Below are 21,021 nucleotides of genomic sequence, written 5' to 3' on the forward strand. Positions count from 1 at the left end.
AGCGATGGGCACCTGGCTCCTCTACTCTGAAGACGGGCAGCACCTCGGACCGGTGCCCTCCGAGTACGTTGCGCGAGCCGTCAAGAGCGGAGCCGTTCAGGCCAACCGCTGGATCACGGAAGCCGATCAACTCAGGTGGCGCCCCCTCGCGGAGGTTCCCGAGATCTGCGCGCTGCTTGAGAAGATGAGCCGCGGCGCCGCAAGTCCGCAGCAGCGCGACCGCACGGTCGTCGCGCTATCGGAAGCCTTTCCCGCCTTCCCCGGGGCCGCGCCGCAAGCCGGCAGCGTCGCCCCTTCGCCGACCGAGCGGGGCGGTTACCCGTCGAGCCCGCCGGCGACGATGACCGACGTGGCTGCGCTCCCGGGGCCCAGCTCCGCCGCGCCGAGCTCTGACGAGCCCATGTCATCGGAGCGAACGGTCATCGCGCCGTCCGTCTTCGAAGACGCGAATCCGAGCGATCCTAAGACGAAGAGCGCGCCGGGCGTCGCGCAGCCCGCCGCGGCAGCCGCCCCCGCAGACCTGGAGATCACCACGCGCCAAGCCCAGGGCGTGGCGCAAGAGGTAACGTTGCGGTCTCCGAAGGCGCCCGCCGGCCTGGTCATCAAGCCGCTCGTGGGCGTCGTGGATCCCATCACGGCCACCGTCCCGGCCGCCGCGTGGCAACAGAAGGCACCGCTCGGGCAAGGCGCCACGGTTCCCAGCGGGCAGGCCGTGCTCCAGGTGGAAGCGACGCCGCGGCCTACGCCGCGGGCCGTCATGACACCGACGGGCCCGAGGGAGAAGGCCCCGCCGGCGGAAGGAAAAGACGAGAGCGATGGCAGCTCGGTGATCGCGTTCTTCTTGGGGGGCCTCGCGCTCGGGGCCGTCGTCGTCGTGGGCATGCTCGTGTGGGCCTTCCGCTCGGGCGTGCTCCGGTGAGGAGCCTGCCCAACAATCGCCGGCAATTGGGCCGCATCGCACGGGAGAAGTATGCTCGCCGCGTGAGCGAAGCGCACCGCCCCTCCCCGCCGAATCGTGGCTCGTTGAACCACGGAAGAGCCCGCGCCATGGCGCGCCGCGGAGCGGTCGCCTCCGCGGTCCTGTGCGTTCTCGCCGTCGCCGCTTGCAGCGACGACACGGAAGGCGTCGATACCTTCTCGCCGAGCAAGTTCCCCGCGGCCTACGCGCAAGCCTTGTGCGGCAGCCTCGAGCACTGCTGCTCGGAGAACGGCATCGCCGCAAACTACGCCGCGTGCAGCAGCGGTTGGAAGGCCTACGTCGAGCAACTCTTGGCGGGGCCTTCGGCGCTGGTCAATTACGAGCCTCGAAAGGCCAAGGCCTGCGTCGACGCCGTTCGCGCCGCGGGCGCCGTATCGTGCGATCCGGTGCCCGGGAGCATCTCCGACGCGCGCGATACGTGCCTTCAGATCTTCGCGGGTAAAAAGCCGCTCGGCGCGCCCTGCTCCGCAGCGGCCGAGTGCGCGACGCTACCTGAGGGCGGCCGCGTCGGTTGCGAGATCCCCCCGGACGACGCCGTCGACGCCGGCGTGCTCCCGCTCAACGCGGCCATTGGCGCCATCGCCGCCAAGACCCCCGTGTGCACGCTCCTCGGCGAAGCGGGCCCGGGTGTTCCTTGCCTTGTGAGCCCCGCTAGCGTCCGTGGGAGCTGCGGCGAAGACCTCTTCTGCGACCCCAAGGTCCAGAAATGCGCGCCAAAGGGCGCCGTAGGAGCCCCCTGCATCCCCGGCTCCTGCGCGGCCGGCGGCGCGTGCGCGGCCGGCGGGCCCAACGCGGGCCTCTGCGTCCCGACCTCTCCGATCGGCGGACCGTGCGCCACACCGGAAGAATGTGACGGCACGTCGCGGTGCGACGCGGCGCAAGGCAAGTGCGTCGCGAAGAAGCTCGCGCCCGAGTCGTGTGGCAGCGCCGTCGATTGCGCCATCGGGATCTGCGACCGAGGCACTCAGAAGTGCCTCAAGAACGCCATCGCCACGAGCAACACCTGCGCAGGCAAAGCCGAATAGCGCTCAAGGGCCACTCTGTTTCGAGCGCGCTCACGCTTGGGATGCGCTCTACATCATCAGCCGTACGATGGGCGGCGCCGAGGCGACGTCGACGACGCCCCAGTCCCCCTCGAGGTGGTACGTCGCACCTTCGCGATAGAAGACGTCGATGTTCCCGAAGTCGACGCGGCCGTCGGCATCCCGGTACTTGCGCAGCGTCTTTCGTGCCCACTCGATCTTGGTCACGTTGCGAAACTCGAGCACACCGAGCCGGTAGCAATACCGGGCGGGCCGCTCCGGCGCTTGATACGCGGGATGCCCTTCCCTCAAGACGACCTGCACTGTGAAGCGTAAGAGGCCCGGGTCTTCCCCGATGCCCAGGACGTAGCTGTCCTCGAGGTAGACGTCCTTGAGCCCCACGAGCTTCCCGTAGTGGGCGCGTTGGCTGTGAGGCGGTGCATCCATCTGGCGCTATCGCGGTTCGCGGGCCTATCGCGCCTATCGCGTGGGCGTCCACCCGGTGCCTGCAGGCGCAGGAGGTGGCACCGCGCCGCCCCCAGCCGGCGAGTAGCCTCCCGCCTGCTTGGGGAAGGTCACCGTCGCCAGGAGTTTGTCCATGGCCTCGTCGAGGGCGGCCTCCTCATCGTGGGTCGAGGTGCCGGTGAACGTGATCACGTCCGACCCGGAGGCGGTCATGACGGAGCGCTGATGGAGCTCGGCGTGCTCGCTGGTCCAAGTGAACCGGTACTCCATGGCGGGCAGGCCACCGAGCGTTCGGTCTCCGCTCTCCATCAGGTCGAATCCTTCGAGGCGCCGCGCGAGCTCCATGATTTGGCGATCGGCGTAGCTGCGCAGCGTCTCGCCGGCCTTCAGCTTGTCCTTCGTCATCACGACGTTGGGCGAGAATTTCCCGGGCTCGACGGGAGCGGCGAAGGCCACGATGGTCTTGTCGTCCCAGCCCTCGGGCGCCTCAAAGCCCACCAGTTCGTTTCGAAAACCAGCCATCGTGTTCTCCTCAGTTAAGGTCGAAGAAGCGAGCGCAGTCGGTCGGCCGCCGCGGGGTCGCTCAGGTTCAGTATCACCACCTGCTCACGGGCGCCCTCGGCGTCGCCGGCACGGGAAAGCGCGACCCCCAAGTCGAACGTAAGCTCGAGATCTTGTGGAGCGAGTCGCGTCGCCTGTCGGTAGAGCTGAGCCGCCTCGGCATACCGACCAAGGCGACCGTAGGCGGCCGCCAAGTGCTTGTGGGTCGGGACGTGATCGGCGCGCAGGCGCAGCGCTTCGAGCAAGCACGCCACGGCGCGCTCGCCGTGCCCCAGCTTGTCGAGCTGCGCGCCGAGGTTCATGTACGTGTCAGGATCGCGACGGCCGAGGGTGATCGCGGCCTCGTACGACGCGACCGAGTCGGCTACGCGATTCGCGCGGGCGTAGGCGAGGCCGAGCGCGAGGCGAAAGTCTGCATCGGCGGGCAGAAGCGTGGCGGCCTGCTCGAAGCATCGAACGGCCTCCTGCACGCGGTCGAGCTTGACGAGCGCCGTCCCGAGTCCGAAGTAAGACTTGGCGTTCCGCGGGTCGAGCTGGACGGCGCGCTCGAGCGCCAGCCGACTTCGTTCTACGTCGCCACTCGCAAACAAGGTCGTGCCAAGGCGATACGTCGCCTCGACGTCGCTCGGCTCGGCCTTGACCACAATGGCGAAGGCCGTGACGGCCTGCTGCGGGTAGCCGCGGCGCTCGAGCAAGAAGCCGAGGAGACGCTGCGCGCCGATCTGCGTGGGGTCGATGCGGACGGCCTTTCGCAAGGCCGCGATGGCCTCCATGTCCTCGCCGCTCCGCTCTTGGGCGAGCCCCAAACCGAGCCAAGCGCGTGCGTCCTCCGCGTTGGCACGCACCGCTCGAGCGAACGCCGTGATGGCATCGCCGTATTCGCCTTGCTCGAGGAGAACCTCGCCGCGCGCTCGCGGAATCGACGAGTCGTGTGGGGCAAGGAGCGCCGCCTTCTTGAGCGTCGCGAGCGCGAGGTCCACGCGGTCGATGCCGCGCTGGCAGCGAGCGAGCGCCACGAGCACATCGGCGTCGTGCGCTTCGAGTTTGACGACGGCTTCGAAGGACGTCGCGGCGTCCTCGAAGGCGCCCTGCTTCTCCAGGATCCGCGCGAGCCGCAGGTGCGCATCGGCGAGGCGTCGATCCTTTTCGACCGCCTCGCGATACGCCGCCGCCGCGTCTTCCGGTCGCCCGGCCGCTTCATGCGCGCGCCCGCGAAGGTAGGCGGCGCGAGCTGAACGCCCCTGCAACCCTGCTTGGTCGATCGCCTCGAGGCTCTCGCGCCACTTGCCCACGCCTTGGAACGCCTCGGCGAGCATGAGTCGCGCCTCGCCGTCTTCGGGCCGGAGCCGCACCACGACGAGCAGCGCCTGCGCCGCTTCGTCGTGTTCCGACCCGACGAGGCACGCGCCTGCGAAGGCCTTCTGCGTGTCCGCGTCCTCGGGCGCGCCCGCGCAGCCTGACGCAAGCGATCGAGCGCCTCCTTTGGCTTGTCGAGGCGCATGAGGGCGCGCCCCAACCCTGCCAACGCCTCACCGTCGTCCGCCGAGACGACGAGCGCCGTGTCGAAGGCGCGCACCGCCTCTTCGAGCGCGTCGATCTCGAGCAGCATGCTCCCGAGCGTGGTGGCGGCGCCGGGGCTCGCAGCGTCGAGCTCGAAGGCGCGGCGCGCCGCCGCCACGGCGCCATCGACGCGCCCCACCTCGCGACGAGCCTTCGCAAGCTCGATGTAGACAGGGGCCTCTTCGCTACCGGCCGCCGCCGCCTTTTCGAGCGCTTCGAGGCCGGCCGCGTCGTTGGGCCTCGTGCGCCGCCGGAGGAGGCCGACCTTGGCCCAGAGCAGTCGACTCTCGGTGTCCAGCGTGAGCGCCTGCTCGTACGAGGCGAGCGCCTCGGCGGGCTTTTCGGTCTCTTCCAAGAGGCCACCCAAGGCCACGACGAAGCGTGCATCCGGAGAGAGAGCGACGGAACGACGCAGCGCATGAAACGCGTCCTCCGTGCGCCCCAGGGCGCGCAGCGCCTCGCCGTGCAGCCCGTGAGCCTCGGCGTCGTCGGGTCGCATGCGCGTCACCTTGGAGAAGGCGTCGGCCGCGTCGTGCAGCTCCTTCATGTCGAGGTACACGCGTCCGACCTCGCGTTGCGCGTCGACGTTCTCCGGCATGATCTCGATGACCGACCGGAAGGCCGACACGGCTTCGCCGCGCCGCTTGAGGCCCACGTACGCGCGAGCGAGCCCCAGCAGCGCATCGACCGACTTCGGCGCGAGGCGAACCACGCGCTCGTAGGTCTCGGCCGCTTCGCGCACGAAGCCGAGCTCGGCGCTGAGGTTCGCGAGCGTGCGCATCGCGCGTTCGTCATCGCGCGCCAACTCCGCCGCCTTCCGCGCGACTCGGAGTGCCTCGGTGCGCTCGCCGAGCGCGAGCCGAAGGCCGACAAGCTCGTAGAGCGCCTCGCCGTCGGCGTGGCCCGCGTCCTCGATGCGCTGAAGTTGGGCCGCCGCGTCGGCGTTGCGGCCGACCTTCTTGTAGAGCGCGGCGAGCCTGCGTCGAAGCGCGAACTGTGACGGGTCGGCTTGGAGGGCGCGCTCCAACGCCTGGACCGCCTCCGTGTCCTTGCCGAGCGCGTCATACGCGACGGCGATCTTTTGCAGCGCCTGACTGTCCTCGGGCTTCTGTTTGACGCTCGCCTCGAGGGCCTCGAGCATCTCTTCGCGACGCCCGCCCTTTTCGTGCAGCTTCGCGAGTTCGGTGTGAATGCCAGGAATGGTGGCGTCGATGCGAAGCGCTGTCTTGGCGGCGTGGACTGCTTCGTCAATGCGCCCCAGCGCCTCGTAGCAACGCCCGAGGTCGAGCCAAGTGGGAGCGTCATCGTTGTGTCGCTTGAGCGAGGCCTCGAAGGCCTCGGCCCCCTCCGCGTAGCGTTGGAGCTGCGCGCTGGTTCGCCCGAGCTCGCGCCAGACTTCGGCGTCGTCGGGGCGCAAGCGTGCGAGCTGCCGAAGCGCCAGCGCCGACTCGTCGAGCACGCCCGCGCGCGCGTACGCGCGGGCCGTCAGTTCGTACGCCCGGGCGTGATCCGGGGAGAGCCGCGTGACGCCTCGGAAGCACTCGGCGGCGTCGCGCGTGTGTCCGAGCGAATCGAGGACCAAGCCGCTTTGAAGGAGCGGCTCGGGATCGGCCGGCGTGAGCCGCATGGCCTCCTCGAAGCGCGCGAGCGCTTCGCTGGGCTTGCCCAGCTCCTTGAGCGCGAGGCCGAGCTCGAGGCGCGTCTGGGCGTCGCTCGGGAGCGCTTTTTCTGCTTCCGTGAGCTTGGCAACCGATTCTTCGACGCGGCCGAGGCGACGGAGGCCGATGCCCAAGAGCTTCAGCGTCAAGGCGTCGTTGGGGCGAAGCCAATCGGCTCGCTGCAAGACTTCAACGGCCCGCGCATCGCGCCCCGAATCGAGCGTCGCCAAGCCGAGCGACGTGTGAACGGCCGGGTCGTCGGCGCGGAGGGCCACAGCACGCTCGAGGGCCGCCATCGACTCGGCTGGTTTGCCGACGGCGCGGAGCGTGACCCCCAAGCGGTGCCAAGCCAACAGATCATCGCCGCGAATCTCCGTCGCGCGGCGATACGCGACCACGGCCTCGTCGCGCCGGTTGAGCCGCGCGAGGACGTCGCCACGTTCGATCTGAACGGCGCCCTGCGCCGGGTCGAGCGCGAGCGCTCGGTCGAATGCGGCCAGCGCATCGTCGGGCTTGTCGAGCTCGACGAGCGTCCGAGCGAGGCCGAGCGACGCCTCACGGTCGGAGGGTGCGAGAGCCAACACCTGGCGAAACGCGTCGACGGCTTCGGGCATGCGCCCGAGCGCGCGGAGCGAGCGGGACAGGAGCCGATAGGCGGGCGCGTTGCGCTCGAGGTTGAGCGCCGCCTTCAACGCATCCACGGCTTCGCCATGCCGCTGCGTGGCGCCGAGGATGGCACCGAGACGAAGCCACGCGTCGGCCCAGTCGGCCTTGATGCCCACCACGCGGCGAAAGGTGGCGAGCGCTTCTTCGAGGTGCTGACGTTCTTGGTGGTTTACGCCCAGCGCGAACAAGACCAGCGGATCATCGGGCCGAAGCGTTTGTGCGCGTTGCAGCGCGACGGCGGCATCGGCGGGTCGACCGATGCGCTGATACGCGACGCCGAGCTGGGCCCACGCTTCGCCGTTCTGAGCATTGAGCTGTACGGCGCGCTCGAGCGCTTCGATGGCAAGGAGCGATTGCCCCGTCTCGAGCAGGGCGATGCCGAGGCCCGCGTAGACGTCGGGGTTCTGCGGCTCGAGCGCCAGCGCGCGGCGAAACGCCGCTTCCGACTGGGCAGGAAAGCCGGCCCAGCGGTACGCGGTCCCAAGTGCTACTTCGACGGCCGCGGCGCTGCTCGCTGGGGCCAACGACGGAAGCTTCGGGCCGGGGTGCGACGAGGTCACCATGCCCTGGGTTTGCGACAGGGCGTCAATGGCCTCGCGATGGCGCCCGACGCGCGCGAAGAGTCGCCCCAGCGCGAGGCGCGCGGCGATGTACCCCGGCGCGATGGCCACGGCTTCACGAAGCGCCGCGATGGCGCCGTCGACGTCGTTGAGTTGCTCCGACGCGCGGGCGAGGCCGAGGCGCGCGTCGAGGCTCTTGGGGTCAGCTCCGCTCGCTTCCGAGAGCGCCGCGCGAGCGGGTCCCCATTTGCCGAGCGCGAGGTTGGCCACACCGAGCCAAAGCAAGAGTTCAGCCGTCGGCTCGTGAACCACGGCCTTGTTGAGGTAGGCCGCGGCGGGCTCATAACGCTCGAGCTCGAAGGCCAGGCGCCCCGCCTCGCGGACGGCATCGCGATCATCCGGCGCATGCCGGAGGACGCCTTCGTAGGCCTCGAACGTCAGCGGAGGTCGACCGAGGGACTTCGCCACGCGAGCCAGCGAGCGGTGGAGGTCGACGCGATCAAAGTGCGAGCGCCCAGCGACCCAGGCCGTCGCGGCCTGCTCCAGCTTGCCGGCCTTCTCGGCCGCGAGGCCAAGCTCGTAGTAGGCCTCGCCGAAATCGGGCTTGGCGCGGATGGCGCGCTCGAAGTTGACGACGGCTTCCGTCGGACTGCCGTAGTTCGAGTAGGCGACGCCGAGGCGGAATCGCTTGTACGGATCGTTGGGCTGGATCAGGAGCTGCGTCTTTAGGAGATCGATGGTCTCCTCGAGCTGCCGATCCGACATGGGGGGATTATCGCAGGGGCGCCGCGAAAAGTGCCACTCGGCATTCGCTACAGGCGCCCAAACCCGGCGAAAGGACTGGTCGACGCTTGCGGTGGTTCGCCAGGTAGGACGAGGCGGGAAAACGGGTCAAGCCGCCGACGAACAGGCACCGGTCCTGGCGCTGACGCGACGGCATAAGTGGCACTCGGAACCGGACGGACGAGAACCTTGCCTCCGCCCCAGGCAGGCGTCTCGACCACGAGGTCGCGCGAGGCGATGACGTACTGCGCGAAGACGTCGAGCTGCGGGGCGCTCAAGTCTTCGTACTTGCTCGCCGCGTCGGCAGAAAAATACGGGTTGTACTCGGCTACGGGAAGCGGCAGAGAAAGCTCGAGCGCGTGCCTGGCGGCCGCTGCGACAGGCGTGGCGAGCGGAGTGAGACGGACCGTGACGGTGCTCCCAACGGGGAGCGGGGGCTCGCCTAGAATGATTCGCAGCGCTCCGCTTCGAGAGGCGAGGCTCCGGTAGCAACCTTCTGGGTCCCTCACCAATGACGTCGTGCGGATGTCGATTAGCCAAGGGGAGTCTAAGACGTAGAGCGTCTCGGCCCCGACGTTGTCGAATTGAACACGCAACGAGAGCCGATCCGCAGACCGCACCACTCCGGACACGCGCAGCGGGCCCTCACCTCTCGGATTCAGTTCCGTGTCCACGTCTAGCCTCCCCCAACTGTCGGGCTGTCGGGCGTAAACGAAGTTCCATGGTCCGTTCGGCGATAGTCGTAGTTGGTCTCGCGGAAGTACTCGGTCTCCTCACGGATGGCGCGCATTTCCTCCACGTTGCCGTACCAAATGTGCGGTTTCACTTCCAAAGTGCCGGTGGCGTAGCGTGATGCGTGGGAAAGTTCATGTAGAAGGATCGCGTCGGTAGACATCGGTGGAGCGTAGGGAAGGCTATTGGGGAGCTGGAAGTTCGGGTTCCACTGCACGAACGAGTCGCTTCCCACGCCGGTGCCGAGGACCGGCTGTCCCATCGACATCAGCGGTCCTCCGAGCCCACTGACGGGAACCCCTTTTGCGGTGGCGCCAATCGGGTCAAACGGTCCTGCCCCGCCATTCGGCTTGTCAAACGGGGTGATGACGGTGGTCTTGCCCGTCGCGGCGAGTCTACCGAGCAGGTTTCGCCCCACTTGGGTGGAGCCGATCTTCTGCAGGTCCTCCTGAACTCGCGCCGTAAAGGCGGCGTCGCCCCACGCCTTGATCCCAGGAGCCACCTGAGTGATCGGCGCATCGGCGAACGGCATCCCATGGCTCCTCGCGAAGGCGCGCAGAGCGTCTTCGTTGGATGCGTTCGGTGGTAGCGCGCTGGAACCCGCCGCGTCGGTCGGGGGCGGCACCGCGGGAGGCTTCGGCGGCTCGGGCGGCTCCGCCAAGTCCACATCGACGAGCACTTCACCCGGCGGCGACGGCATCCCGCCGCCGCCCTTGGCGGGCACCGTTCCGCCGTGGCGAGCGCCCGGCTGGGGCGGCTCGGCCTTGAGGTACGTTGGCATCGCGCCCCGAATCTCGGCCGCCGTATGCGGCTTCCGCGACGGCGGGTTGATGTCGACCTTGTGCGTCGGAATTCCGGAGTCGATGTTCATCGTGCCGCCGGCGCTCAGGTGAAGCACCGTGCCGGCGTGCAGGTGAATGTTCTGCTTCGTGTTGAGATGGATCGAGCCGTCTTTGATCTCAACCGACGACCCGCCCTCGCCGCCAACCTGAACGAGCATGCGGCCTTCGTTCACGATGATGCCGACCTGCTTCTGACCAACGACCAACTCCCACTGCTTGCCAACATGAAGCACGTCGCGCGTGCCGATGCTTGTCTTGCGGAGAGTTCCCACGTCGCGCGATTCGGTCGACTTCACGATCGACGACAACGCGTTCTCCGCCTGCATGTGAATGCGCTCCTTGCCGGAGGCGTCGTCAAAGGCGAGCTCGTTGTAACCACCGCCGCCGGGCGCCGTGTTCGAGCGGAGGCCCGTGACCGTATTTTGGTTGGTCGGCGAGAAGGGCGGCGGGTTCTCGGGGCTGTGAAGTGCCCGCACGATGATCGGCTGATCGGGATCGCCATCGAGAAACGAGACGAGGACTTCCTGGCCCACGCGGGGCACGAAATTCCAACCGTTGCCGGAGCCGGCCCAAGGCGTTCCCCATCGCACCCAGCACGAGCCAACGGGCTGGAGGTTCTCGCCTTCCGAGCCCTCCACCGGCTTGCCGTAAAGGTGCTGCCTATCCCAGTGAAACTGGATTCGCACCCGATGCTGGAGTGTCTTGTCCTCGTGGATCTGCTCCGGCGTGCTGTCGTCGGGGCCGCCCACGACGAGCGCGCTCTGGAGGCCGTTGATTCGAGGCTTTCCGGTTCGCGCGAGGGGCCGGTAGATCTTCATCGCGGAGACAGCACCGCACCGCACCATGCTCGGCCCCGCCGAATCCCCTTCGATGTCGACGGAGACCACGAGGTGCTTCTGCTCCGGAGCGAGCTCCGCGCGCGGGTGCGCGAGCCGTGGGACGAAGGCCTCGAGAGCAGGAGGAACCTTGTTGTCGAAGGCGACAACCATCCCGGGCGCCAGGTCGATGGCGTTGGACTCAAACGTCAGCGTGTAATCGCTCGTGCGGCCCGCATGGAGTCCGTCGTCGGCCGGCTGCGCACTCTCTTGGTAGCGCTCCCCTTCCGCGTTGGTCTTGAACGTCTGGAGCCGGCCCGGCGCGTAGTCGAACTGTTCGTAGAGGGACTCGGCTGTGTCGTTCAGCTCGGTGACGGCGCGCGCCTCGTGCTTCGCGCCGAGCGTCGATCGAAAGTCGTGATCGCGCAGCGTCACGGCGCCGGGCAAGACCATCCGTCCGATGGTCGCGTTGGCGGCGAAAAACTCCGGCAGGTCGAACGACGGAGCCTCCGACGTCCCGATGTACGGGATGCGCCAGGGCTCGCGGCTCTGCGGCTCGCCGTCGATGGCGAGGCGCGTCAGCGCATGCCCGTTCGTGGGCGGCGGCGGCTCTCCCTCGCGGGGCGCCTTGAGCCTCCCGTTGGTGTACTCGAAGTAATACGTGAGCCCCGACTCTTCGAGGAGCCTCGAGACGAACGCCGCGTCGCTCTCTTCGTATTGGACGCGGAACTCGTGCTTGGGGAAGCGCTTCTCGTCGTTGGGATCGAAGTCGTAGAGCACCACGCTCTGATCCGGCTCGGGGTTCTTGGCGACCGCGTGACCGCCAGCTTCGTCCTCGACGACCTCCTCGGAGACCTCGAGGACGTTGTGCCCCCAGCCGCGAAGCACTTGCAGCACGATGTTGGGCAGCGAGACTTCCTGAAAGACGCGAATGTTCTTTCGGTGTGTCAGCCGAACGAGCTCGGATGCGAAGGACACGCGATAGTACGAGAGCCCTGTGGGCTCGTGAGACATGTGAATGAGCTGCGTGCAGACGCCGGTCCAGCGCCGCGTTCGGTCAGGGCCTTGCCGGATCTCGAACGCGATGCCGGTGTCGAGCAGGGTCTCGAGGCCGAGGTTCTCTTCGTGGCGCACAGAGAAGATCGCCGAGCCGTCCCAGAGGCCCGACAGGACCTGGTGAACCTCGAAGCGTTGGACGTTGACGTCAAGCGTCGGACGCCGCGCAAACGTCAGGTGGGGCGGGTGCTGTCGATTCACCGGCGGTCCCGCGGGTTGACGTCACTGATGTAAGGGCTCCCGAGCCGCATCGCGCACTCGACGAAAACCGACGCTACCTGGCCTCCCGAAACCTGCAGGGCTTGCTCAAGCGGCTTGGTTTCGCCGCCAAACAGGGCCGCCGCCCAGACGTCGCGCGCGATGCCGAACTCACGAATGTACTGAACGCCAGCCGAATACCCGAAGCTGGGGAATCCCGCTTCGTTCGTCAGGTGTTGCGTAATCGACTCGGTGATGGCGCGTCCTTGCATGTAGGTCCATCGAGGTTTGGGCAGCTCGCCCCGAGCGACATCCTCCTTATTGGAGGCCTCCATCCAGGACCCCTGATGGGCGTAACGCCACCAGTTGTACGCGGTCCACGAGTGGATGATCTCGTGGAGCATGGTGTCGGGCGCAGCGTCGTCAGGGATTCTTACGCCGGGACTGCCTAGCGCCGGAGCGCTCCAGAAGCCCCCGCTATTTCCCTTCCAATCCTTGCGCGGCACGACGGTCAGGGCGTACGGATTAACCCTGCCCGGGGCACGCCACCCCTGCGGATCGACCGCAACCGTGGCCCGCGTCGACCAAAACGGGCCTGAAATTGAGGCGTCTTGGGGGGCGTTGCGCCAGGCGCGCATCTGCTTGTCGACGGGCCCGCGGACGAAGCGCCCGTACGTGTTGAAGAAGATTCCCTCAACGTCCTCGAAGGACAACTTTGGGCCCGAATGAAGGGGCTTCGTTCGTCCGATGAATTGGCACTGCCCGTCCTTCGTGCAGAGTACCCACCCCACTAGCCACCTCCGCCGACGGGGCCGCCGATGCCGGGCACGCTGGCCAGCTCAGCCAGTTTCGCCGGTCCGCCGACGAGTCCCGCAAGCTGGGTGACCGCCGTGGCTTCGGGCACCGCCCCGGTGAGCAGGCCGTTCACGACACCATTGACGGCCGCCCCCGTTGGCGGCGCTTGACCGCCACTGGTGATGAACCCCATGACGAGCGGCGCCATGGGAGCGGCTCCCGCTGGGAGCTGCGGTCCCGCCACGGTGGCTGCAGCGAACTGAGCGACCGCAGCGACCTCCGGGCGAGCTGCGGACGCACCGAGCGAAGTCGTAAGGCCGGCCATCGTCTGATTGAACGTGCCCTGCGCGGCCGCAGCGCCTAGCGGTGAGGCGAACGACGGCGCCCCCGCTGCCGGCGCAGTAGCTGCGCCGACAACCTGGGCCGCGGCCGCCGCACCAACAAGGCCCGCCGCCGCCGATCTCACCCCATCCTTGCCACCGCTCAAGGCGCCTGTGGCAAGGGCCCCCGCCGCCTGGGCAGCACCCGCTGGCAGAACGGTCGACGCAGCCTGTCCAATGACGGCTCCGCCGACGGCGCCGGCGACTGCCTTCATCATATCGCCGCCGGTGATTGCTTGCTTTACGAGCGCGTTCACGCCGACACCGAGCACCGCGGCCTGCCCTGCGCTGAGGCCCCCGGCGGCAGCGGGGGGGCCACCAGCCGGCGCCGCCACTTCGCCCAACGTTCCTCCTTCGAGGTCCGCAGCTGGAGCAGCGAGCCCGCGCGGCACGGCCTCGTCTTCTACCTCCTCCTCGTCGGGCTCCGCCTTCTTGAACTCGAGGTCAGCGATCATGGGCCCCGGCCCCGCGGGCATTCCGCTTCCGCCGACTCCCTTGCTCCCCGCCTTGTGAGGCGCGCCAGGGTTGGGACTCGACGCCTTCTTGCCGGGCTGACCGGGGCCGTCGGCGAAAGCTCCAACGGTCGCGGGATGCGCCGTGTTGCCGTTGATGTTGACCACGGCGCCGTCGATGTTGACGGCTTGCCCAGCGCTCAAGTGGATGACGCCGGAGGCGTGCATGTGGAGCTCGGCGTTGGCGTTGACGGAGATGCCCCCGCCATCCAGGAGAATTGTGGCACCGCCCTTCCCGCCAACCTGCAAGAGAATTGACGGGCCGCCGCTGTGCCCTCCCGACTCGTCATTCACGGCCGATGAGGACTTGGCCTGAATGCCCGTTTCCCTCTGCCCGACGACGAGCTCCCAAAGCTGCCCGGTGTGAATCTTGTCCTGGCTCCCGATCTTCGTCGTGCGCGTTGCGCCAACGCTGTGGGTCTCCGTCTTCTTCACGATGGTGGAGAGATCCTTCTCCGCCTGAAAGTGAATGCGCTCCGAGCCGGACTTGTCGTCAAAGTACATTTCGTTGAACCCCTTCGGGTCCGGCGAGGTCTTCGACTTGATGCCTGTGACGGTCTCGCTCGCGTACGGCGATGGGTTGGGCCCGTTGTAGACGGAGCCCACAATGATCGGCTGATCGGGATCGCCTTCGAGGTACGAGACGAGGACCTCATGACCCACGCGCGGGATCGCGACGAAACCGTAGCCGCTTCCGGCCCAAGGTGTTGAAACGCGAACCCAGCAGGATCCGAGGGCGTCGTCGGCGTCGTCCTTGGGGATCGGATCGCCGTACTTGTGCTGGCGATCCCAATGAAACTGGACGCGGACTCGCCCGTATTTGTCGCAGTGGATCTGCTCTTTGACGTCGGACTTGGGGCCAACGACCACGGCGCTTTGCACACCCCAGATGCGGGGCTTCGGCGTCACTTCGCTCGGCTTGTACGGGACCGGGATCGCTTCCGCCTCGTTCTCCTCGTTGAACTTGAGAACCGCGGTGGGAACACCTTGGCAATAGACCCGCCAGCTACCGAGGTGATCGCCGTTCAGCCGCGTGGCAAGCACAAGCTGCGGGACCATCGACGACAGCTCGTCGCGGGGATGTTCGCCCTTCGAGCCTCCGAACTTGATGACCGTGCCTGGCGCGACCGCGAGCGCGTTGGTCTCGAAGTTGGTGGCTTGGGCGCCGTTGCGAACGGCCCGCAGCGCGTTCTCCGCGCGGCGCGTGATGTACGGGTCGTTCCCGCTGGAGACGATGTCGCCCTCACGACGGTTGTCGTCGTTGTCGGGTGACTTCTCGTGCTGCAGGACCCCAGGCGCGTACGCCACGACCTCGTAGAGATGCTCCGTCGTGTTCGCCTCTTCGGTCGGATGAACGCGGAGCGGCACTCCAAACGGATGGAGCGGCTTCGGCTTCTCTTCCGAGGGGTCCACGATAAGGCTGACGCCGTTGGCCCGAGCGCCGAGAGCCGCGCGGAACTCGTGATCAATGAGCGTGACGGCGCCGGGGCGGAGCTGACGCGCGATGGACGCGTTGGCCACGTATTCGCCGGGATCACCGGCGAGCGAGCCCGGAACCGTCCCTCGATACGGGAGCGGTCCGTAGATCTTCTTCGGCTTCTCCTTCTTTTCGCCTTCGTCCGCGGCAGCCTCGTCGTCGGCTGCGTCCTCTTCGTCCTCGGCGGAGGCCTCGTCTTCGTCCGATTCTTCGTCCTCTTCTTCCTCTTCGTCGTCCTTCTCGTCGGACTCCGCTGCGAGGTGAGGCTGCGCGTCGAGCACCAACTTCGTCAGTTCGGTGCCTTTGCCTTCAAAAGATTCGATGCGACGAGCGTTGCTGTAATCGAAGTAGAACGAGACGCCGGCCTCCTCGAGGACGCGGCAAAAGAACGAGTAGTCCGACTCTTCGTATTGAACCCGGTACTCAAATTTCGGGTAGTCGTCCTTCTCGATGTTTCGGAGGACCAGGTTCTTGCCAACCTCGATGTTCCAGTCACGGAGCAGTCGAATGACGATGTCGATGGCCGACATGTGCTGGAAGACGCGCGTGTTGCGGCGAAGCGAGAGTCGCCAGAGCTCCGGCACGATGTCGATCGTGTAGAACGACCGCCCCTTGTCCGCCGTCGACAGGTGGCGAATCGACGGGCAAATCCCCGTCCACACCCGGATCTCGGGCGTGTGTTTGGAGCCGCCGCGGGCGTCGAACATCTGCGTGAGACGGGCGCCCGGCTTGTGGAGCGCAAGGCCCGCGCCGCGGTCGATGAGGTCGTCGAGCGGCAGGTCCGGGTCCGGATGCGTCACCACGAGCGAGATAGACCAGAGCGACGAGAGGCCCTCTTGGATCTCGAAGGTCTTGACGTGGAACCGCTCGTCCTTGGGCGCCCCCGCCAGGCGGAGGAAGATCACGGTGTTTGGAGTCTCTTCCCGCGTCTTGAGGAGGTCGTTTAGGTTCATCGTCCTTCTACCGTCACATCACCAACCACGAAACGCGTCCGCAAGTGAACCGGCCCCGCGCGTGGCGCGCCAGCCAGGGTAGCGGTGATCTCGAACTGCCGCTCCATGACGCCCGGCTCTACGGCGACGGGGCTGACCTCGACATTCGTCAGTCTCGGCTCACTTGCAAGTACGGCGTCCCTCAGCACCTTGGCGAGAGTGTGCTCGTGCTCGTACGGCGAGTACACCACGCTGTCCGGCAGACCGTAGCGGGGGCAGGCCGGCGCTGCCCCCAATCGAGACGAACAGATGTTCCGCACGTTGTCGACGATGCTCGCCCGAAGCTCCGCCGCTGGCGAGCTTCGGGCCGGCGCGAGGCGCGCGATGCGCTCGAGGAGCCGCAGCATCGGCTACTACTTGGTGAGCATCCCCTTGGCCCAATCGTCGAGGTGCTGGGCATTGCTGTCGCTCGGCCGGACAATGAGGTACTTCTGCGCGAGAAACGACACCCGTACGAGCTCCTGCTGGTCATAGGACACGCGCGACGAACTCGTCGATGCGCTGCTCGCCCCATGCTTGTCGGCCGACAAGCCCGTGGAGAACGCAAGGTCCTTCACGTGCGCGTTCATCATCGAGAACTTCATCGCGATCTGTTCACCGGCTTGGGTGGCCGTGTCGCCCTGGGCGGTCTGCTTCACCTGCTTCACCTGCGCAAACGTCAGCTCGATGAGCTTGAAGGACTCACCCGTGACCAACGCCCGGAAAAAGAGCGGCAGGTTCTTGTCATGTTCGATCATGATCTCGAACGGATGATGGAAACGCTTGTTCGCAGGCTGGCCATTCGTCGGATCGAGCACCGCTTCAACGGCGTACTCAACGGAGACGACCTTGGTATGCGAGCTCGCCTTCACCTGCAGCGGCGCGATGTCCTGCCCGCAGGTCCCCGCGAACTTCACTCCCGCCTGAGTCTCGAATGTGGCGTAGACGTCAAATGACACTGATGGCCTCCTTGCGCGTAGCTATCTACCAGCGGGCTAGGCTAGCAGGACCCACGCCATCGCCGCGACTTCGGCGAATCGCTTCCAAAATCGGCAGTTCGACCGCACGTCCACGCCAGCGACAAGGCAACACCCTGCCGGGGCCGACAACGTTCGGCCACATCGCTCGCAGCGCCGCCCAGCTCGGAGGGGTCGCCGCGCGACGGAACGCCGAGCCGGCCCGCTGGCTTCTTGGCGGTCGCATCCGGCCACAAAGCAAAAAAGCCCGACCACTTTCGTGATCGGGCCTTCGTGCGTCCCTGACGGGACCTAAGAATTTCCCGGCAGCGTCCTACTCTCCCACACGGCTTCCCGTGCAGTACCATCGGCTCCGAAGAGCTTAACTTCCGAGTTCGGGATGGGATCGGGTGTGGCCTCTTCGATATCGCCACCGGAAATTTTGGGTTGTTGCTCGCGGTTGCTGATGACCGCTGAGCCCTCCGCGCGTTTTGGTGCGCGGGTCGTCCGAGTCTGGTCCAAAGACCAGGGAATTGAAACGAGCTTCTCGCAAACCCAATCCTGGGTGCGAACTCGAGTGTTTGCCTTAGAGATATGATCAAGCCGCACGACCTATTAGTACCGGTCAGCTCCGCAGATTGCTCTGCTTCCACCCCCGGCCTATCAACCTTGTGGTCTTCAAGGGGTCTTTAGGGGTCTTGCGACCCGGGATACCTTGTCTTGAGGCCGGCTTCCCGCTTAGATGCTTTCAGCGGTTATCCGTTCCGGACATAGCTACCCAGCGGTGCCACTGGCGTGACAACTGGCTCACTAGAGGTCCGTCCAACCAGGTCCTCTCGTACTATGGTCAGCTCCTCTCAAGTATCCTGCGCCCACGGCAGATAGGGACCAAACTGTCTCACGACGTTTTAAACCCAGCTCGCGTACCGCTTTAATCGGCGAACAGCCGAACCCTTGGGACCTGCTCCAGCCCCAGGATGCGATGGGCCGACATCGAGGTGCCAAACCGCGCCGCCGATGTGAACTCTCAGGCGCGATCAGCCTGTTATCCCCAGAGTACCTTTTATCCGATAAGCGATGGCCCTCCCATGCAGGACCACCGGATCACTAACACCTGCTTTCGCACCTGCTCGACCTGTCGGTCTCGCAGTTAAGCTCCCTTGTGCGTTTGCGCTCTACGCCTGGTTTCCAATCAGGCTGAGGGAACCTTCGTACGCCTCCGTTACATTTTAGGAGGCGACCGCCCCAGTCAAACTGCCCGCCAGGCAGTGTCCCTCGCCCAGGTAATGGGCGCAGGTTAGAATCCCAGAACATCCAGAGTGGTATTTCAACGTTGGCTCCACCGAACCCAGAAGCCCGGTTTCAAAGCCTCCCACTTATCCTACGCAGAATGTCCCGAAACTCACTGCCAAGTTGCAGTAAAGGTTCATGGGGTCTTTCCGTCTTGCCGCGGGTAGAGGGTATCTTCACCCCCAATACAATTTCGCTGAGTCCCTGATCGAGACAGCGGGGATGTTGTTATGCCATTCGTGCAGGTCGGAACTTACCCGACAAGGAATTTCGCTACCTTAGGACCGTTATAGTTACGGCCGCCGTTTACTGGGGCTTCGGTTCGGTGCTTCGCTTGCGCTGACACGTTCCCTTAACCTTCCAGCACCGGGCAGGCATCAGACCCTATACGTCGTCTTACGACTTTGCAGAGTCCTGTGTTTTTAGTAAACAGTCACAACCCCCGTTTCTCTGCAACCTTCAGACGCTCAAGGGGCAAGCCCTGTCACGCCCAAAGGCACACCTTCTCCCGAAGTTACGGTGTCAGTTTGCCGAGTTCCTTAACCAGGGTTCTCTCACGCGCCTTGGAATATTCTTCCCACCCACCTGAGTCGGTTTGCAGTACGGTTACCGAAGGAGCTCCGCGCGCAGATTTTCTCGGAAGTCTGGAATCACCAAGTTGCTCAGCCGAAGCTGAACCTCATCACCTCTCGGCTACGCGGTCTGCTGTTTGTCCCTCGCGGGTCCTGGCAAACCAGCCTACGGGCTTGAACGCGGTATCCATGCACCGCGCTTGGCCTATCCTACTCCGTCCCTGCTCGCTTCAACGCTGTCCTCGGTAGTACAGGAATATTAACCTGTTATCCATCACCTACGCCTTTCGGCCTTGGCTTAGGTACCGACTAACCCTTGGGAGGATTATCCTTCCCCAGGAAACCTTGGGCTTACGGCGACCGGGTTTCTCACCCGGTTTATCGCTACTCATGCCTGCATAAGCTCTTCTCAACCCCGTAACCGGTCCTTACGATCCGGCGTGTATCTGGTTGAGAATACTCCGCTACCGCTTCTTTCGAAACCCGCAGCTTCGGTGCTGACCTTTAGCCCCGTTATATTTTCGGCGCGGACTCGCTTGACCAGTGAGCTATTACGCTTTCTTTAAAGGATGGCTGCTTCTAAGCCAACCTCCTGGTTGTCAATGCGTTTCCACATCCTTTGACACTTAGGTGAGACTTTGGGACCTTAGCCGACGATCTGGGCTCTTTCCCTCTCGACAATGCAACTTATCTCGCACTGTCTGACTCCCGGATACTACTCACCGGCATTCGGAGTTTGATTGGGTTTGGTAATCTGGTAGGACCCCTAGCCCATTCAGTGCTCTACCTCCGGCGGTATTCGTCCGAGGCTATACCTCAATATATTTCGCGGAGAACCAGCTATCTCCCAGCTTGATTAGCCTTTCACTCCTATCCTCAGCTCATCGCCCACATTTTCAACTGTGGTGCGTTCGGTCCTCCAAGCGGTGTTACCCAACTCTTCAACCTGGCCAAGGATAGATCGCTAAGGTTTCGGGTCTACGCCACGCGACTTGACGCCCTGTTAGGACTCGCTTTCGCTCCGGCTCCACCTGACGGCTTAACCTTGCCACGTAACGTAACTCGCAGGCCCATTATGCAAAAGGTACGCGGTCACACATTCCGGTTGCCCGGCATAGTGCTCCCACTGCTTGTAGGCGTATGGTTTCAGGTACTATTTCACTCCCCTAACCGGGGTTCTTTTCACCTTTCCCTCGCGGTACTAGTTCACTATCGGTCAGTCAGTAGTATTTAGCCTTACGGGATGGTCCCCGTAGATTCCCACCGGATTGCACGTGTCCTGTGGTACTCAGGTACCTGCTAGAGTCTGTTTCGATTTTAGTTACCGGGCTTTCACCGTCTCTGGCCGGCCTTTCCATACCGTTCGCCTACCGAAACTCGCTCATGTCGCAGGCCCTACAACCCGTTGAGACTTGCGTCTCAACGTTTGGGCTCTTCCCCGTTCGCTCGCCGCTACTGAGGGAATCGAGGTTTCTTTCTGTTCCTTCAGGTACTTAGATGTTTCAGTTCCCTGAGTTTGCCGCTCCGTGACTATGAATTCATCACGGGCTCATGGGTCTACAACCCATGGGGTTTCCCCATTCGGAAATCTCCGGATTATTGCCTGTTAGCGGCTCCCCGGAGCTTATCGCAGCTGTCCACGTCCTTCTTCGCCTCTGACTGCCTAGGCATCCACCATACGCCCTTCGTAGCTTGACCTTATCCCTAAGGCACGCATCGAGATCGCACACAGGATTCGGTCTGCGAGAGCGCCGTGTGGCGCTCCGCCCCCGTTCGCGGTTAGGCGGATGAGGAGAAGTTTGTGAGTCGACTCATTTCAATTCAGCTACTACGAGCACGCGCTCCTTGGGAGGACGCGCACTCGCGGACGATGACGTCGGTTGCTCCTCGTGGGGCGCTTGCGCGCGCCGCGTGGGCAACGTCAGTCTTCCTACGTATTCAATTGTCAACGAACGGGCGGTGACCGGAGTCACCGAAATCTTTTGTGGAGCTGAACGGGATCGAACCGTCGACCTCCGGCTTGCAAAGCCAGCGCTCTCCCGACTGAGCTACAGCCCCTGATACTCGCAGTGCGAGATGCTGTGGGCCAGGGCAGAGTTGAACTGCCGACCTCACGCTTATCAGGCGTGCGCTCTAACCACCTGAGCTACTGGCCCGTGCCACGTGCGCGC

Annotated in this window: 12 protein-coding genes, 2 tRNA genes, 2 rRNA genes and 1 pseudogene; 2 read left to right on the forward strand and 15 right to left on the reverse strand. The window is 65.3% G+C overall.

Translation table 11 applies throughout. From position 1 onward, the window contains the following. Positions 1 to 4 precede the first annotated feature (4 nt). Together IPG50_16440 and IPG50_16445 are read left to right on the forward strand one after the other, a co-directional pair. Complete coding sequence (locus IPG50_16440; GenBank protein ID MBK6693778.1) at positions 5 to 919, forward strand: hypothetical protein; 915 nt, start codon at positions 5 to 7, stop codon at positions 917 to 919. A gap of 128 nt (positions 920 to 1,047) precedes the next feature. After that, positions 1,048 to 2,004: a hypothetical protein gene (locus tag IPG50_16445; GenBank protein ID MBK6693779.1), complete on the forward strand. Its 957-nt coding sequence runs from the start codon at positions 1,048 to 1,050 to the stop codon at positions 2,002 to 2,004. A 48-nt stretch (positions 2,005 to 2,052) separates the two neighbouring features. Here the strand turns inward: IPG50_16445 and IPG50_16450 are convergent, their stop codons facing one another. The 15 genes and pseudogenes from IPG50_16450 to IPG50_16520 all read right to left on the reverse strand — a co-directional run bounded on the left by IPG50_16450 (position 2,053) and on the right by IPG50_16520 (position 21,006). Beyond that, the gene (locus tag IPG50_16450) at positions 2,053 to 2,448 is read right to left on the reverse strand and encodes a hypothetical protein (GenBank protein ID MBK6693780.1); all 396 of its coding nucleotides are present in this window, start codon (positions 2,446 to 2,448) and stop codon (positions 2,053 to 2,055) included. Positions 2,449 to 2,481: 33 nt separating this feature from the next. Continuing rightward, on the reverse strand, positions 2,482 to 2,988 hold the full coding sequence (locus IPG50_16455) for a DUF1795 domain-containing protein (protein ID MBK6693781.1): 507 nt from the start codon (positions 2,986 to 2,988) through the stop codon (positions 2,482 to 2,484). Positions 2,989 to 3,002: 14 nt separating this feature from the next. Then, the gene (locus tag IPG50_16460) at positions 3,003 to 3,329 is read right to left on the reverse strand and encodes a tetratricopeptide repeat protein (protein MBK6693782.1); all 327 of its coding nucleotides are present in this window, start codon (positions 3,327 to 3,329) and stop codon (positions 3,003 to 3,005) included. A 9-nt stretch (positions 3,330 to 3,338) separates the two neighbouring features. Next, positions 3,339 to 3,617: pseudogene (locus tag IPG50_16465) on the reverse strand (tetratricopeptide repeat protein). Beyond that, complete coding sequence (locus IPG50_16470; GenBank protein MBK6693783.1) at positions 3,596 to 8,236, reverse strand: tetratricopeptide repeat protein; 4,641 nt, start codon at positions 8,234 to 8,236, stop codon at positions 3,596 to 3,598. Before IPG50_16470 ends, IPG50_16465 begins: the two are co-directional and overlap by 22 nt. Before the next feature lie 47 nt (positions 8,237 to 8,283). Next, positions 8,284 to 8,850 carry a hypothetical protein gene (locus IPG50_16475; protein MBK6693784.1) on the reverse strand — a complete coding sequence of 189 codons (567 nt, stop codon included), beginning with the start codon at positions 8,848 to 8,850 and terminating at the stop codon, positions 8,284 to 8,286. Between the two features lie 80 nt (positions 8,851 to 8,930). After that, positions 8,931 to 11,900, reverse strand: coding sequence for a type VI secretion system tip protein VgrG (gene tssI / locus IPG50_16480; GenBank protein ID MBK6693785.1), 2,970 nt, complete (start codon positions 11,898 to 11,900; stop codon positions 8,931 to 8,933). Then, on the reverse strand, positions 11,897 to 12,688 hold the full coding sequence (locus IPG50_16485; protein ID MBK6693786.1) for a hypothetical protein: 792 nt from the start codon (positions 12,686 to 12,688) through the stop codon (positions 11,897 to 11,899). Before IPG50_16485 ends, tssI (IPG50_16480) begins: the two co-directional genes overlap by 4 nt. Then, positions 12,688 to 16,014 carry a type VI secretion system tip protein VgrG gene (tssI, locus tag IPG50_16490; GenBank protein MBK6693787.1) on the reverse strand — a complete coding sequence of 1,109 codons (3,327 nt, stop codon included), beginning with the start codon at positions 16,012 to 16,014 and terminating at the stop codon, positions 12,688 to 12,690. Before tssI (IPG50_16490) ends, IPG50_16485 begins: the two co-directional genes overlap by 1 nt. Next, positions 16,011 to 16,400 (reverse strand): type VI secretion system baseplate subunit TssE, encoded by a 390-nt coding sequence (gene tssE, locus IPG50_16495; GenBank protein ID MBK6693788.1) that lies wholly within the window; start codon positions 16,398 to 16,400, stop codon positions 16,011 to 16,013. Before tssE ends, tssI (IPG50_16490) begins: the two co-directional genes overlap by 4 nt. Before the next feature lie 6 nt (positions 16,401 to 16,406). Then, on the reverse strand, positions 16,407 to 16,991 hold the full coding sequence (locus tag IPG50_16500; protein MBK6693789.1) for a type VI secretion system tube protein Hcp: 585 nt from the start codon (positions 16,989 to 16,991) through the stop codon (positions 16,407 to 16,409). Between the two features lie 318 nt (positions 16,992 to 17,309). Further along, a 5S ribosomal RNA gene (gene rrf / locus IPG50_16505) occupies positions 17,310 to 17,426 on the reverse strand. 156 nt (positions 17,427 to 17,582) lie between these two features. Next, positions 17,583 to 20,548 (reverse strand): 23S ribosomal RNA (locus tag IPG50_16510). A 287-nt stretch (positions 20,549 to 20,835) separates the two neighbouring features. Continuing rightward, positions 20,836 to 20,908, reverse strand: a tRNA-Ala gene (locus IPG50_16515). A 24-nt stretch (positions 20,909 to 20,932) separates the two neighbouring features. Further along, positions 20,933 to 21,006 (reverse strand) — tRNA-Ile (locus tag IPG50_16520). Positions 21,007 to 21,021 lie beyond the last annotated feature (15 nt).

The organism is Myxococcales bacterium, from assembly GCA_016703425.1.
Classification (GTDB): Bacteria; Myxococcota_A; Polyangia; order Polyangiales; family Polyangiaceae; genus JADJCA01.